At 40.4% G+C, this 15,996-nt stretch carries 14 protein-coding genes and 1 pseudogene; 12 read left to right on the forward strand and 3 right to left on the reverse strand.

What is annotated here, in order from left to right; genetic code table 11:
* Positions 1-54 precede the first annotated feature (54 nt).
* The 4 genes and pseudogenes from EC846_RS03020 to EC846_RS18420 all read left to right on the forward strand — a co-directional run bounded on the left by EC846_RS03020 (position 55) and on the right by EC846_RS18420 (position 4,249).
* Positions 55-2,694: a bifunctional aconitate hydratase 2/2-methylisocitrate dehydratase gene (locus EC846_RS03020; RefSeq protein ID WP_005230954.1), complete on the forward strand. Its 2,640-nt coding sequence runs from the start codon at positions 55-57 to the stop codon at positions 2,692-2,694.
* 49 nt (positions 2,695-2,743) lie between these two features.
* Entirely contained in the window at positions 2,744-3,445 is a 702-nt protein-coding gene (locus tag EC846_RS03025) for an ImmA/IrrE family metallo-endopeptidase (protein WP_023012534.1), read from the forward strand.
* Between the two features lie 3 nt (positions 3,446-3,448).
* Complete coding sequence (locus tag EC846_RS03030) at positions 3,449-3,964, forward strand: hypothetical protein (protein ID WP_123774143.1); 516 nt, start codon at positions 3,449-3,451, stop codon at positions 3,962-3,964.
* Between the two features lie 46 nt (positions 3,965-4,010).
* Positions 4,011-4,249: pseudogene (locus EC846_RS18420) on the forward strand (hypothetical protein).
* 69 nt (positions 4,250-4,318) lie between these two features.
* Here the strand turns inward: EC846_RS18420 and EC846_RS03040 are convergent.
* Complete coding sequence (locus EC846_RS03040; RefSeq protein WP_123774147.1) at positions 4,319-5,776, reverse strand: DASS family sodium-coupled anion symporter; 1,458 nt, start codon at positions 5,774-5,776, stop codon at positions 4,319-4,321.
* Between the two features lie 268 nt (positions 5,777-6,044).
* On the opposite strand from EC846_RS03040, the gene EC846_RS03045 reads away from it, so the two are divergent.
* The 6 genes from EC846_RS03045 (at position 6,045) to EC846_RS03070 (ending at position 11,643) form a co-directional block, all read left to right on the forward strand.
* Complete coding sequence (locus EC846_RS03045; protein WP_123774148.1) at positions 6,045-7,028, forward strand: ion transporter; 984 nt, start codon at positions 6,045-6,047, stop codon at positions 7,026-7,028.
* A 282-nt stretch (positions 7,029-7,310) separates the two neighbouring features.
* Positions 7,311-8,267 carry an ABC transporter permease gene (locus EC846_RS03050; protein ID WP_123774150.1) on the forward strand — a complete coding sequence of 319 codons (957 nt, stop codon included), beginning with the start codon at positions 7,311-7,313 and terminating at the stop codon, positions 8,265-8,267.
* The gene (locus tag EC846_RS03055) at positions 8,257-9,213 is read left to right on the forward strand and encodes an iron chelate uptake ABC transporter family permease subunit (RefSeq protein ID WP_123774152.1); all 957 of its coding nucleotides are present in this window, start codon (positions 8,257-8,259) and stop codon (positions 9,211-9,213) included. The genes EC846_RS03050 and EC846_RS03055 overlap by 11 nt, the downstream gene beginning before the upstream one ends.
* Positions 9,204-9,968, forward strand: a complete 765-nt coding sequence (locus EC846_RS03060; RefSeq protein WP_004772594.1) for an ABC transporter ATP-binding protein — start codon at positions 9,204-9,206, stop codon at positions 9,966-9,968. The genes EC846_RS03055 and EC846_RS03060 overlap by 10 nt, the downstream gene beginning before the upstream one ends.
* A gap of 9 nt (positions 9,969-9,977) precedes the next feature.
* Complete coding sequence (locus EC846_RS03065; protein ID WP_123774154.1) at positions 9,978-10,931, forward strand: siderophore ABC transporter substrate-binding protein; 954 nt, start codon at positions 9,978-9,980, stop codon at positions 10,929-10,931.
* Positions 10,932-11,028: 97 nt separating this feature from the next.
* On the forward strand, positions 11,029-11,643 hold the full coding sequence (locus EC846_RS03070) for a DUF2238 domain-containing protein (protein WP_123774554.1): 615 nt from the start codon (positions 11,029-11,031) through the stop codon (positions 11,641-11,643).
* Between the two features lie 15 nt (positions 11,644-11,658).
* Here EC846_RS03070 and EC846_RS03075 read toward each other — a convergent pair whose 3' ends face one another.
* Positions 11,659-12,879, reverse strand: coding sequence for an MFS transporter (locus EC846_RS03075; protein WP_069578327.1), 1,221 nt, complete (start codon positions 12,877-12,879; stop codon positions 11,659-11,661).
* A 189-nt stretch (positions 12,880-13,068) separates the two neighbouring features.
* Here EC846_RS03075 and EC846_RS03080 point away from each other — a divergent pair, with 189 nt between their 5' ends.
* Positions 13,069-13,860: a DUF4198 domain-containing protein gene (locus tag EC846_RS03080; RefSeq protein WP_123774156.1), complete on the forward strand. Its 792-nt coding sequence runs from the start codon at positions 13,069-13,071 to the stop codon at positions 13,858-13,860.
* A 55-nt stretch (positions 13,861-13,915) separates the two neighbouring features.
* Here the strand turns inward: EC846_RS03080 and EC846_RS03085 are convergent, their stop codons facing one another.
* Positions 13,916-14,608, reverse strand: coding sequence for an epoxyqueuosine reductase QueH (locus EC846_RS03085; RefSeq protein ID WP_032863925.1), 693 nt, complete (start codon positions 14,606-14,608; stop codon positions 13,916-13,918).
* Between the two features lie 400 nt (positions 14,609-15,008).
* Between EC846_RS03085 and EC846_RS03090 the strand changes: the two genes are divergently transcribed.
* Positions 15,009-15,929, forward strand: a complete 921-nt coding sequence (locus EC846_RS03090; RefSeq protein ID WP_005257996.1) for a LysR family transcriptional regulator — start codon at positions 15,009-15,011, stop codon at positions 15,927-15,929.
* The last annotated feature ends 67 nt before the right edge of the window (positions 15,930-15,996 follow it).

A 15,996-nucleotide genomic window follows, 5' to 3' on the forward strand; every position in this document is an offset into this window, starting at 1 on the left:
GCTTGTACAAAGCTGGAACTTACAAGTAATTTTTTAAAAAAGAGGAATAACACTGTGCTAGAAGCTTACCGCCAACACGTTGAAGAACGTGCCGCACTCGGAGTCCCACCGAAGCCGCTTGATGATGCTCAAACTGCTGAACTTGTAGCCTTATTAAAAAATCCACCAGCAGGTGAAGAAGCATATCTCGTCGATTTGCTAGAAAACCGTGTTCCAGCAGGTGTTGACCAAGCTGCATATGTAAAAGCTGCTTTCTTAGCTGCCGTTGCAAAAGGCGAAGCAACCTCTCCACTCGTAACCAAAGAACGCGCAGTATACTTACTTGGTACTATGCTTGGTGGTTATAACGTAGCACCGCTTGTTGAGCTTCTTGATAATGCTGAACTTGCTGAGCTAGCTGCTGAAGCATTAAAGAAAACACTTCTTGTATTTGATGCATTCCATGACGTAGCAGATAAAGCAAAAGCAGGTAATGCTGCAGCTAAAGCTGTTTTACAATCTTGGGCTGATGCTGAATGGTTCACAAGCCGTCCAGACGTTCCAGAAGAAATCAAAATCACTGTGTTCAAAGTAACAGGTGAAACCAACACTGATGACTTGTCTCCTGCACAAGACGCTTGGAGCCGTCCAGACATTCCATTACATGCAAATGCAATGTTGAAAAACGAGCGTGATGGTATCAACCCTGAAAAACCAGGTGAAGTTGGTCCATTAAGCCAAATTAAAGAACTCATCGCGAAAGGCAACCAAGTTGCTTACGTAGGTGACGTTGTTGGTACAGGTTCTTCTCGTAAGTCTGCAACTAACTCAGTTCTTTGGTTCTTCGGTGACGAACTTCCACACATTCCAAACAAAAAAGATGGTGGTGTGTGCTTAGGTTCTAAAATCGCGCCAATTTTCTTCAATACAATGGAAGATGCAGGTGCATTACCTGTAGAAATCGACGTTGCCAACATGAACATGGGCGACGAAGTTGTATTGAAAATTGATCACGCTGCTGCAAAAGTAACTGCATTCAAAGACGGCGCTCAAATTTCAGAAGCTGACCTTAAAACGCCTGTACTTTTAGATGAAGTACGTGCGGGTGGTCGTATTAACCTGATCATTGGTCGTGGTTTAACTGCGAAAGCACGTGAAGAATTAGGTCTTGCACCTTCTACATTGTTCCGTACTCCAGTACAACCTGCTGACACTGGCAAAGGCTTTACACAAGCTCAAAAAATGGTTGGCCGCGCATGTGGTTTACCAGAAGGTCAAGGTATCCGTCCAGGAACTTACTGTGAACCTAAAATGACTACAGTTGGTTCTCAAGATACAACAGGTCCAATGACTCGTGACGAGTTAAAAGACTTAGCATGCTTGGGCTTCTCATCTGACTTAGTGATGCAGTCTTTCTGTCACACTGCTGCGTATCCAAAACCAGTTGACGTAACAACTCACCATACATTACCTGACTTCATCATGAACCGTGGTGGTGTATCTTTACGTCCAGGTGACGGTATTATCCACTCTTGGTTAAACCGTATGTTACTTCCAGATACAGTAGGTACTGGTGGTGACTCACATACTCGTTTCCCAATCGGTATTTCATTCCCAGCAGGTTCTGGTCTTGTTGCGTTCGCAGCAGCAACTGGTGTTATGCCACTTGATATGCCTGAATCTGTACTTGTTAAGTTTAAAGGTAAAATGCAACCTGGTATCACTTTACGTGACCTTGTACATGCAATTCCTTACTACGCAATTCAAGCGGGTGATTTAACTGTAGAGAAGAAAGGTAAGAAAAATATCTTCTCTGGTCGTATCCTTGAGATCGATTTATCAGAAATGGAAAATGACTTGACTGTTGAGCAAGCATTCGAACTTTCTGATGCTTCTGCTGAACGTTCTGCTGCTGGCTGTTCAATCACACTTTCTGAAGAGAAAGTTGCTGAATACCTACGTTCTAACATCACGATGTTGAAGTGGATGATCGCAGAAGGTTATGGCGATGCACGTACACTTGCTCGTCGTGCTGAAAACATGCAGAAGTGGTTAGATAACCCAAGCTTGTTAAAAGCTGATGCTGATGCTGAATACTTAAAAGTTTACGAAATCGATCTAGCTGACATCAAAGAACCAATTCTTTGCTGCCCGAACGATCCAGATGACGCGAAACTTCTTTCTGACGTTCAAGGCGACAAGATTGATGAAGTATTCATCGGTTCTTGTATGACGAACATCGGTCACTTCCGTGCAGCTGGTCAGTTACTTGACAAAGTACCTGGTGGTTCATTGTCTACTCGTTTATGGTTGGCTCCACCAACGCGTATGGACGAGCATCAATTGATGGAAGAAGGCATGTATAACATCTACGGTCGTGCTGGTGCGCGTACTGAGATGCCAGGCTGTTCATTGTGTATGGGTAACCAAGCGCGTGTAGCACCGAACACAACATGTGTATCGACTTCTACACGTAACTTCCCGAACCGTCTAGGTCAAGGTGCAAACGTTTACTTGGCTTCTGCTGAGCTTGCATCAGTCGCTGCGGTTCTTGGTAAATTACCAAGCCCAGAAGAATATCAACAGTACGCGTCGCAAATCGACAGCGCTTCTGCTGATATCTACAAATACTTGAACTTCGACAAGATGAGCGAATATACCAAAGAAGCTGATCAAGTTGATACCAAGAAAATTCAAGCTGCTCAATTGACTTAATGTTTTGATTTAGAAAGAATAAGGGCTGATTAATCAGCCCTTATTTTTTATGAATATATTAGATATTATACATAGTAATGAAAGTTTGAATGATTATTATCAATTAATTTTGAGATTATGCGATAACTATAATTATCGACTTGCATTAGAATATAAGTCACTTAATGACTCAACGCCAAATTTAGGTTACTTCTTGGATGAAGGCGAAAGTGGTGTAATAAGAATAAGTACATCGTTAAATTATGAGGAAAAAATATCTTGTATTGCACATGAATTAGCTCATGTAGAATTAAATTTTTTAGGTGATACAAATGAATTATGCTATCAGATAGAAAGAATTACGTATCCTTATGATTTTAATTTATTAAAAGTACAGATATTTAATTTTTTACAGCACTTATTAATAGATGATATTTTAACTGAAAATCAATTGTCGAATCAGCTTTACCATAGTGAAATTTTAAAAACGGATATTACACATGAATTCCCCTTTACAATTGATGAGTTTTATGCTGGTTCTTCAAGAGAAGAGCTAATAGTTAAAATGAAAAATCTATTTTTATCTTTTAAGGAAGTTGAAAATAATTTAAGTAAATTCAATGGAAATTATATGGAAGTGGATTGTTCGCTATTGAGTAAAGAATATTCTTTAAATGTTATGGAAATTGTAAGATGTGGAAAGACTTTTAAAAATTTAAGAAGAATAGAAGATCTAGCTCTAATTTTAATCAATACAGTTAAGAGTGATTGAGTTATGAAATTATTTCCTAGTATATTATTGGGTAAAGTCTGGCATATGACTTCTATAAATCATTTAAAAAATATTTATGGTAAGGGTTTTATTTACGCTAATCCTAATGATGATTTACTGTTCCAAAATAAGTGGGTTAACTTTGCTGTTAAATCAGGTAAAACTTATGTACAAAGTATAAATGGAGTTAGTGTTTTTGATCTAATTGATTTTAATTATTCTGAATATTTGGAAAGGATAGATCCACCTAGAAATGCAGTTAAAAATATAGTCAATAGTAGGGTGGTTGAAGGTGCTTGCGTATGGTTGGAAGTTGATGTTGATGGTATTGATTTTATTGATAGAAATAGTTTGTATGCTAAATGGTCAGAAGATATTAAATCAGAAATTAACTTGCAGTTTTTACCAGGATTAGAAGCGGCAGTTATAGGGGATATTCCAGTTGATAGAATTAAAAAAGTATATCTATATATGGAAGAAAATAATAATTATTATTGTGTTGGGCGTGAACTAATTTAGTTTTAATGTTAATTAGCTTTACTCTTAAGTAATTAAATAGATAGTTTTGTTTCGTAAATACCTGAAATTATGTATTGGTGGATTTCTTAACGGTTCAGCAGTGAAAGATCAAGGTGACAGTTTTATCTGTGTCGAAAATGGTAAACAAGTAAGCTACCACAAAAAGGAAATTTTTCACCAAGACTCGTGGCATCAAGATTATTACGTCTGCGAAACGACGACGGATCAACAAGTACGAAACTGAATTATGACATTAAGCCTATTATTCGGTGTCTGGGCTTATAATTCAAGTATTCTTTAAATACATACATAAAAAAGCCCCTTTGATAGGAGCTTTTTTTAAACTAAATCATCCTACCAATAACCCAACACTTTCCACCAAAGTCCGCCAATCACCACAAAGATGATGATATTGACGACACTCATGACAAAGCCAGCTTTCCACCATTCACCGAGTGTGGTGTAACCCGAACCGAATACCACAGGCGATGTACCCGTTGCATAATGAGTCAAGGTCATCATGATGCTAGAAGCCGCTGCCATCATTAAGGCAAATAACATCGGTGGGGCACCAAGTGCAAGTCCTGCTGTATAGAAGGCTGCAAACATTGCAGTGATATGGGCCGTGGTACTGGCAAACATATAATGTGCATACAGATAGGCGAGCATTAACAATAAACAGGCAGGCATCCAGCTTAAACCTAAATGACCAATCCCAGTTTCAAGAACACCTGAGAACCACGTGATTAAACCTAGTTTATTTAAATAAGTCGCCATCATCACCAAAGCCGCGAACCAAGTAATGGTATCCCACGCACTTTTTTGCGTCAGGATATCTTCCCAAGTCAGTACGCCAGTGATGAGTAGTAATCCTAAGCCAATAAAGGCTGTTGTAGTTGGATCTACTGCCCAAGCTGAACCAAAAATCATGGCTGGGATACCCGCCCATAACAGCAGTAAAATCCCAAATACACCGAGCATAATGATTTCATTTTTACTGACAGGTCCCATTTCCTGCAACTTGGTTTTGGCAAACTGAGCTGCATTCGGGGTTTCTTTGACCTCAGGTGGATACATCCAGTACATAATCAGTGGCATGATGATCAAGGCGATCAAACCGGGTAATAACATTGCCAGTGCCCATGTACTCCAACTCAATGAAATCTGGCTATTGGTCGCTTTCGCCACCAGATCAACTACCAATGGGTTAGGAGCAGTCGCGGTAATAAACATGGCAGAAGTAATCGGGTTAGCTTGGTAGTTCACCAACGCTAAATATTTCCCCATACGACCTTCGGTGCCTTTAGCAGGGTCAGAGTCATAACTGGTGGAAATTGCACGGACAATCGGGTGAATAATCCCGCCACCACGAGCCGTATTACTTGGGGTGACAGGTGCAAGAGTCAGCTCAGAAAGCACCATGCTATAACCAATACCAATGGTTTTCTTGCCCCACACCGCGATAAATAAATAGCCTAAGCGTGCTCCCAATCCAGTTTTTTGCAAACCTTTGGAAATCATAATTGAAATACCAATCAACCAGATTAGTGGATTTGAAAAACTGCTGAGAGCATCTTGAATTGCGCCACTTGGGCTGTCATTGGTGACACCTGTTACGGCGACTAAGGTAATCGCAATAATCGCAATTGCACCAATTGGCATAGCTTTACCAATAATGGCGGCAATGACACCGACAAACATTGCCAATAAATGCCATGCATCAGGATCGACTCCAGCAGGTACAGGAATCACGAACCAGATGATCAATGCAATAAATAAAGAGATAAGCGTAGGGAGAGCTTTAAATCCCATGTAAATTCCCCTTGTTGTCACGGGTTTAATAAAATTTATAGTTCTTTATGAATGAATCGTTAAAGAAATAACCACTAAGCTTTTATTATCGGTGAATGAGGCCACAAAATTCAAAGAGAGTTTTGTTGAAACCGCGTGAGATAGGCCAATGATTTGGCAAATGATTTTGTTTTAAGCAGTAAAAGCGAGGTTCCCACCAAAATTTCTTATTAAAAACACAGTCAACGTGCTACATTTTTAAACTGCTTGATCGAACAATAAATATGGTATGACTCAATTTTCATGGCAACAATTAAGACGATTCATTTATAACAACCTACATAACGATGACTATAAAAGTAGCGTCAGTACCTGTGTGAATTATCTCTTAATCGCATTGATCATTGGCAATGTTGCAGCGGTATTGCTTGAGTCGGTGAATGAGTTTTATAAGCTATATCGTGTCTATTTTGATTTTTTTGAAAATCTCTCAATCATAATTTTTAGTGGCGAATATCTATTACGGTTATGGAGTATTGTTGAGAAAAAACCTCAAGAGAGCGCTTGGAAACAGCGTCTCCGCTGGATGAGAAGTGGCGGTGCAATTATTGATTTAATGGCAATTTTACCTGCCTATCTAAACTTCTTCGTACATCTCGATTTACGCTTCTTGCGTGTATTACGACTATTCCGTTTATTGAAATTGACACGCTATTTTGTGTCACTACAAATTCTTTTACGGGTCATCCAGCGAGAAAAAGGCTCGTTCCAAGCTGTTATTTTTATCTTGGTCATTATGATTGTGATGACAGCTTCTGCAATCTATGTGGTTGAGAATAAAGCGCAGCCTGACGCCTTTAGTTCAATTCCTCAAGCGATGTGGTGGGCGGTAGTAACGCTGACCACAGTGGGCTATGGCGATGTGACACCTGTAACCAATTTAGGGCGGATATTAGGGGCATTTATTACCATTCTCGGGGTAGGGATCGCTGCTTTACCGGCAGGTATTTTGGCCTCAGGTCTAGCCAATGAATTGAATATGCGAAATCAGCGTCTTGAACAGGAGTTTCGTGAAGTTCTACAAGCGAAAGGACTGGATCTATTACATGACCAAGTGGAAATTGAACGGATTCGCAAGAAAGTCGGTTTGCCTAAGGAACAAACCCATGAAATTATCATTCAGCTGGTTCGAGAAAAATTACTTGAAGACCAAGAGCAGGAAAAAAAGCATTATCGCTTCTGTCCACATTGCGGTGAGAAATTATCTGAATAATTCAAAGATTTATTATAAAAATGTAGAGCAGGGTTAAGCTCAAGTTCCTAATCATTTTCAAATCTGAACAATTTTGGAGCGCTATAACTGAGGTGTGTGAGTGCTTAGCGCTTTTTATACCTAAAAATAAAATTCTTTAAATGTTAAGTTGTACTTAATAGAGATTAAAATCCATTTAAAAAAGTTAACAATAATCTTTCTCGTTTGTGATAGTTTCTTATTATCTATTTTGTATTTTTTAAGCTTATTTTAAGTTTACGCATCCTATGAAGTTCTCCCAACATGATTAAGCGGCGTTACCTGATTCTATTATTGCTTCCGCTGGCATTTATTTCCTTATTTGTCGGTGTGGGAGGGATGAGCCTTACTGGTCTGTGGGCTGGCAATCCTCAAGACTGGCAGTTGTTCTGGACCAGTCGTTTACCACGTTTGATGGCGATTATTGTGGCGGGCGCAGGTCTGAGTGTCTGTGGTTTGATTATGCAGTCACTGAGTCGTAACCGCTTTGTCTCTCCAACCACCGCAGGTTTATATGACTGTGCACGTTTAGGCGTACTGGTTTCGATTATTTTACTGCCAAGTGCTTCGATCTTTATTAAAACTGGTTTTGCGATTGTCGTAACGCTCATTGGTGCGATGGCCTTTATGAGTATTCTGGCGACTTTAAAGCATCGTGATACGGTTTTTGTTCCACTGGTGGGGATGATTTTTGGCAGTATCATTTCTGCATTTACCACCTTTATTGCGCTGCAACTGGATTTATTACAGAACTTGGCAGGTTGGTTGCAAGGGGACTTTTCCACCATTTTAAATGGTCAATATGAGCTGATCTATCTCAGCGTGCCCATTCTGATTCTAATTTATATCTTTGCCAATCGTTTTGTTTTGGCTGGATTAGGGCAGGATTTTGCGACGAATCTTGGACTGAATTATAAGCAGACCCTTTTTATTGGCCTGTTACTGGTTTCGGTCATTACGGGTGTGGTGATTGTCACTGTGGGCGCGATTCCATTTCTTGGTTTGATTGTACCGAATCTGGTGAGTCTGTATCTGGGCGACAATATCCGTAGAACGCTTTCGCATACTGCATTGTTGGGTGCTTTGCTGGTTCTGCTTTGTGATGTATTTGGCAGGGTGGTGATTTTCCCTTATGAGGTCTCTGTGAGCCTGATTATGGGGGTGGTGGGAAGCGTGATTTTCCTGTGGTTGCTACTCAGGAGATATCGTTATGCCTCATAAAACCAAGCTGATTGTTTTGGCTGTATTGGTGCTTGCAACGATTGTACTGTACCTTGGCTGGAATTTAGGCGTGGCATGGCAATATGCCTTGAATCTACGCTTAAAAACCGTTGCTGCCATTATCGTGGCGGGTGTGGCGGTCGGTGTTTCGACTTTGGTTTTCCATACTATTGTGAATAATCGGGTGGTGACACCACAGGCTTTAGGATTAGATAAGTTATACGAACTCTCCAAGACGGCGATTATCTATTTCTTTGGTGCCAGTACGTTATTGTCACTGAACTTTGTCACCGATTATCTGATCAGTTTAATGTTAATGGTGATCTTTGCCTTGCTGCTGTATCGGTTTATTTTCCAGAAAGTTGCACAGCAAAATATCTATTTCCTCCTGCTCGTTGGTCTGATCTGCTCGACTTTATTCGACAACATGACCACGTTCTTTCAGGTTTTGCTAGATCCCGATGAATTTCAGATTGCAGCCTACGCTGGTTTTGCCAGTTTTAATGTGGTGAAAATGGAAACAGTGGGGCTATCCTTGCTGACCATTGTGCCAATTTTATTTTACAGCCTGAAGCATTATTACAAGCTCGATGTCATGGCGCTGGGACGTGATCATGCACTGAATTTGGGACTGGATTATGACAAGACCAGCCGCTTGCTATTGATTCTGGTGGTATTGGCATTGGCTTCTGCAACAGCGTTAGCTGGCCCAATGATGTTCCTCGGTTTATTGGTTCTCAACATTACCTTAGAACTGTTCAAGACCCATCAACATCATATCTTACTGCTTGGCATTATTCTGGTCAGCATTCTTTGTCTGATGCTTGGGCAATTCATGGTTCTGCATGTACTGAATTTCAAAACAACGCTCAGTGTGATTATTAACTTTGTCGGTGGAATTTATTTCTTCTGGATCTTATTGAAGGAAAATAAAAAATGGCAATAGAGCTTAAGAATTTAAGTAAAAGCTATCAACAGCAGCGTGTGGTAAATGCACTTTCGCTGACGATTGCCAAAGGACAGTTTACGGCGTTTATTGGCCCAAACGGTGCAGGTAAAAGTACAGTACTTTCGATGATGAGCCGCTTAATTGAAGCAGATCAAGGCCAAGTTTTGCTGGATGGGCAAGATTTGCAACAGATGAAAAGTGCCGACATTGCCAAAAAACTGGCGATTTTAAAGCAATCTAACCACACCGAGTTACGCCTGAGTATTGAGGATCTGGTTGCTTTCGGTCGTTTTCCCTATTCACAAGGCCGCCTTACACAGGAAGACCGTGAGGTGATTGATCGCTCAATTGCCTATATGGATCTGGAAGCCTTAAGACACCGACAAATCAGTGAATTGTCGGGCGGGCAGCGACAACGCGCTTATATCGCCATGATTTTGGCACAGGACACCGAATATATCTTGCTTGATGAACCCTTAAACAATCTTGATATGAAGCATTCTTCACAGATTATGCGGGTTTTAAAAGATTTGGCCGAGAATCATGGCAAATCAATCATTGTGGTGATTCATGACATTAACTTTGCTTCCGTCTATGCCGATCACATCATTGCCATGAAAGAAGGTGAATTGGTGTATCAAGGGCATCCACAACAGTTGATGGATGAACATATTCTGCAAGATATTTTTGATTTCCATATTCCGATCCAGCAGGTTCAGCAACATAAATTAGGTTTGTATTTTATTAGTTAGGAGTTTGTTATGCGTTTCAAAAAAACATTGCCAGTCATGATGCTGAGTGTGGCATTGGCTGCATGTGGCAATTCCAACACACCTTCGGCAAATCAGGACAGTAATACTACTGCTACACATGAAACCTTAAGTTTTAACAGCAAGGCAGGGCAGATTACTATTCCAGCGAATTTATCGCGTATTGCGGTACTGGATACCAGTGCTTTAAATACCATTCATGCTTTGGGCGCGGACGATAAAGTGGTTGCCTTGCCAAAAGGAACGCCGTTGCCGAAAGTCTTGCAAAATTTCAGTGAAGGTAAATATCTGGATGTAGGGACAGTGAAAGAACCGAATCTGGAAAAAATTGCAGCCAGTCAGCCTGAACTGATCTTGATGAGTGGCCGCATGGAAAATCTAGTGGGTCAAATCAAGCAGATCGCGCCAACTTATTTTGTCGATGTAGATTACAACGATCAGTTCAATTCTTTTAAACAGCAAACATTGAATATTGCTGAAATGGTGGGCAAGAAGCCTGAGGCAGAACAGCAATTACAAACTTTGGAAAAAGATATTGCTGCATTAAAAGACAAGACCAAAGGTAAAACGGCTTTGGTAATTCTGGTGAATAACAGCAAGATTGCTGCTTATGGCCCAGGTTCGCGTTTTGGTAATATTCATGACCTGTATGGATTTACGCCAGCCGATCCTTCAATCAAGGTGGGATTGCATGGTATGGCGGTATCGCATGAGTTTATTGCCCAGAAAAATCCAGATTATCTGTTTGTGATTGATCGTGGTGCAGCAATTACTGAAAATCAGGAAGGTGCAAAACGCGTATTGAATAATAAGATTATTAATGAGTCCAAAGCTGCGAAAAACGGCAATATTGTCTATCTGGATTCGAGTAACTGGTATTTGATGAATAATGGCTTGGGTGGTATGCAAGCCATGCTTAAAGAAGTCACGGATGCCGTGAAATAAAATCTAATTTGCCGATTTTATAACAAAAACCCGCAGGACTTTCCGCGGGTTTTTTATATGATGATATAAATAATGAGATCAATACTTTTATAAAATGATGCGTATTTCTTTATTAAGCTTGGGTACTGCGATTCTAGCCATTCTATTGGTCATTTCAGGGATCCAGCCTTTTGATCGTACCACTTGGTGGCTTGAAGTCACGCCCGTGCTGATTGCGATACCGTTATTATTTGTCACTTATAAAACTTTTCCACTTACCCATTTGCTATACGTACTTATTTTCTGTCATGCCATTGTACTGATCGTAGGTGGGGCATATAGCTATGCGCGTGTGCCTTTCGGTTTTGAAATCGCAGAATGGTTCGATCTTGATCGTAATCCTTACGACAAGATTGGGCATTTTATGCAGGGCTTTGTGCCAGCAATGGTGGCACGTGAAATATTGATTCGAAATCATATTTTAGCCAAAGGCAAAATGCTGAGCTTTATTGTAATTTGTATTGTGTTGGCAATTAGTGCGACCTATGAATTGATCGAGTGGGCTGCAGCATTGTTATTGGGACAGGGAGCAGAAGAATTCCTCGGAACTCAAGGGGATGAATGGGATACGCAATCAGATATGTTTTTTGCCCTAATTGGGTCGATCATGGCCTTATTATTGTTATCAAAGTGGCATGATCGACAGATTGCAAATTTAATGCATGAAAATTAGTAAATGAAACTGCTGTTAAGACGCAGCAGTTTCATTTTTTTGTGAATATTTGGCATAAGCCAGCGCAATTAATAAAATAGCCAAACCACCCAAACTTAAGACAAAACCAACCCAGATTGGTGCTAACCAGCCCATATTATGGCTGAGTACCCATCCACCTAAGAATGCACCCAGAGCATTAGCCAAGTTAAATGCTGAATGATTGAGAGACGCTGCCAGAGTTTGTGCATCGCCAGCAATATCCATGAGATGTGTCTGTAATGCACCACCTAAACCAATCACGGTAAAACCAATCAGGAATAAAGCTGCAATCGCGGTATAAAGATTGGACATCATAAAGCTGGCCGCGACAAAGGCAAGTGCAGAGCTGATCAGGATTCCGATAATGGTTTTAAAGAGGTTTTTATCGGCCAGCCAACCTGCAACCAGACCTCCAATGACCATGCCTATGCCCCAGATTGCTAAAGCAATGGGTACGACACTGATATTGGCATGAGTATATTCCGTCAGAATCGGTGAAACATAGCTATACACCGAGAACATGCCACCAAAACCGATTGCGCCAACCGCAAGTGTCAGCCACATATTGATATTTTTTAGACCTGCCAATTCAGCCTTGATACTTGCACTTTTTTGCAGAGGAATATTCGGAACAAATAAGCCAACACCAATCAGGGTAATAAACGCAATCACCGCAGAAAATTCGAATCCTGCTTTCCAGCCAAATTGCTGACCGAGCCATGTGGCAATGGGTACACCAATCACATTGGCAATGGTTAAGCCCATCATCACTTGGGCAATCGCAGTAGCACGACGTTGTTTGCCTGCCAGTTCAGCAGCAACCAGCGCCGCTACACCAAAGTAAGCGCCATGTGGAAAACCTGCAATAAAGCGGGATACCAGCATGGTTTCTGGTGTTGTGGCAAAAGCTGTCGCTGCATTGGCTAAGCCATAAAAAAGCATCAGGCATAGCAATAACGTTTTACGCGGAACTTTTGCGCCGAGGATGGCAATAATCGGTGCACCAACCATGACCCCAAGCGCATAAGCACTGATGAAATAGCCTGCATGAGGAACACTGACATTTAAGTCCGTGGCGATTTCCTGAATCAGACCCATAGCGACGAATTCAGTTGTTCCAATACAGAAACTACCGACAGCCAATGAAAAAATAACCAGAAATAGGGAATAATTGTGTGAGGGAGATGTGTGCAAGGGAGAGCTTGGCGAGGACATAATATCTCGAGTCTAAAAGTACCGCCGTATTATATTCGAGTCGCATTCAGAAAAGTGAAACAGCACATAATTTTTATCTCATTCTCTGCATAAGTTCAGGTCAAAAAAGATATTATGTAATGATAATTATTTTCATTTATGTATAATGCAAAACATACATATTTAGATGACAACTTTCAGGGTGGAAAAGTGAAAAAATTATTAATCAGTTCATTGCTACTTGTTTCTGGCTATAGCGCTGCACATGAACCGTATGTTGCACCAATTGCCTATACAACTGAACAAACACAAGTGGCGATTATTTCTGGTTATGCAGAAGAAGCCTTAAACAGTGAATATGCGTTGAAAGATGCAAAGTTTGAGATCACTGCGCCGAATAAGACCAAAACCAGCATTCAAGCTGATTCTAAACTTGGTTCAGCGACAGTGTTTGATTTGAAATTGCCAGAAGCGGGCACTTATCTCATCCAGACCAAGGCATCTTACCCATTGAAATACGTGCAAGATCAAAAAGAATGGAAAATGTTCTTTGATATGCCAGCAGATAAAGCACCTGCAAAAGCTGAGCGTGATTTTGTGATTCCTGCGGATCTAAAAGCTAAAAAAATTAGCCCAGTAGAAATCACGCGAGAATGGACGTTATTGACGTATGTGAGTAAAGAAAAACATACTCCCGTTCAAGCAAGTACAGCACCGATTCAAGTTGAGTTTTTAACGCATCCAAATGAGTTAAAGGCCAATCAGGCAGTAAAAATTAAAGTATCGAAAGCCAATAAAGCCTTAGCAAATGCCGAGGTGGTGATTCGTGCCAAAGGTGCGACCGATAAGCAAGGAATTAGCTTGAAAACGGCGGCGGATGGCAGTGCTGAATTGTTATTTCCAAAAGCTGCTGAGTATTTGATTGAAGTGAGTGAAACGGTAGATGTGAAACAAAAGCCGAGCAATCAGTTCTATAGCATTATCAGTGTTGCTGTAAATTAAGATGTGAAAAGGCTAATTCACTAGAATTAGCCTTTTTATTTCGATTTCATTTTTATTAATTGGACTCATCATCCATCGCATTGCTATAAAATTTCACACCCAGTTGAATTCGGTCACGACCATTGCTCATACGCCAGCGATTGGTATCTCTGAGTGAATAGACACAACCGCAATATTCCTGTTGATAAAACTCTTCACGTTTACTGATTTCCAGCATACGCACTGCGCCACCGTGTTTGCGCCAGTTATAATCCCAATATTGAATATCTGGATAATGTGCAGCAGCACGTAGACCACAATCATTAATTTGCTGCATGTTTTTCCAACGGGAAATCCCAAGAGAGCTACTGATCAGACTAAAACCGTGTTCATAGGCGTAGAGGGCAGTCCGTTCAAAACGCATATCAAAACACATGGTGCAACGAATGCCTTTCTCAGGTTCATTTTCCATGCCTTTAGCGCGTGCAAACCAGTTGTCGGTATCGTAATCACAGTCGATAAACGGAATATTATGCTTCTCGGCAAAACGGATATTTTCTTCTTTACGAATCAGATATTCCTTTACTGGATGAATATTGGGATTATAAAAAAAGATCGAGAAGTCGATACCCGATTCAATCAGGGTTTCCATGACTTCACCCGAACATGGCGCACAGCATGAGTGCAGCAGTAACTTGTCATGTCCTTCGGGTAAGCTTAGTTTTTGGCGTTCAAGCGTCTTTTGACTTTGACGGGTCATAGGCGACATGGTCTATAAAAATAATTTTATATTGTAAAAGTTTTAAATGAGTAAAACGTTTGAATTAACTGAAATATTCTCAGTTCAAGCTGAAAATTTTTAAAGCCTAAAAGTATATTTCCTTGTTTCATTATTTAAGGTTGAATAGAGTTTTTTCAAAATTCGAAAAATAATCAATAATTGGCAAGAAATTACTGTTCAAAGTTCCTTCTCCCTTAGGGAGAAGGTTAGGATGAGGGGTTTCATATAAATTTTTTCCTTGAGATTAGGATTATTAATTTTGTTAAAAAAATACATTCTTTAAATTAGAAAATTTCATTGTATAGGAAATGATTGAAATTAAATTCATGTTGAGACTTGCTAATTAATTTTATGTTAAGATGAAATAAATTCAATTTTGGTTGTTGCTGTGCTAGAACTCCGTCATTTAAAAACATTACTTGCGTTAAGAGAACATGGTTCATTGGTCGCTGCGGCAACTGATTTATGCCTGACACCGTCTGCAATTTCTCATCAATTAAAAGAACTTGATCATTGGTATGGGGTAGAAGTGGTGAATCGCCGCAGTCGCCCGGTCAGCTTTTCCAATGTCGGAGAGCGTTTGCTTAAACTGGCAGATGATGTATTGCCGCAAGTTCAGATTGCACAGACCGATATTACCCGTATCGTGCATGGTCAGACGGGACGAATTATTTTTTCTTCGGAATGCCATAGCTGTTTTGACTGGCTGATGCCGTTGTTGAATCAATATCGTCATCAATATCCAGATGTAGATTTGGATTTTGCCGCAGGTTTTGAGTCTAATCCACATGAGCTGTTGCAAAATTCCGAGTTTGATTTGTTGATCACAGCAGATCCAATTGCCTTGAAGGGAATTGAATATTTCCCAATCTTTAAATATGAATCACGTTTAGTGCTTTCCAGTACGCATCCTCTAGCTCGTGCTGAGCAGGTTTCAGTTCAGGATTTGGCTGAAGAAACCTTGATCACTTATCCTGTCGATAAGCATCGTTTAGACATTATGGCGCATCTGTTTATTCCTGCCAATGTATATCCGAAGCACATTCGTACCACGGATCTGACTCAAATGCTGATTCAACTGGTGGCAAGTGGGCGTGGTATTGCAGCTTTACCAGATTGGGTTGTGAATGAATATGAGCAAAAAGGCTGGGTGGTAAGTCGCCGTCTAGACTGTGTAGCACCAGAAGGTCTAAGACGTACTTTGTATGCGGGCTATCGGGTAGAGGATAAAGAGAAGAACTATTTTGAAGGTTTTATCAAGCAGCTTGAAAAGTTTTCCAAGATGCGTGCCGTGTATTACGAAAATTAATTGAAGTTGATTTAAAAAATAAAGGTAGCAATCGGCTACCTTTATTTTTATGATGCGATTAAGCAGA

Origin of the sequence: Acinetobacter sp. BIGb0102 (genome assembly GCF_003815055.1) — a bacterium.
Taxonomy (GTDB): domain Bacteria; phylum Pseudomonadota; class Gammaproteobacteria; order Pseudomonadales; family Moraxellaceae; genus Acinetobacter; species Acinetobacter vivianii.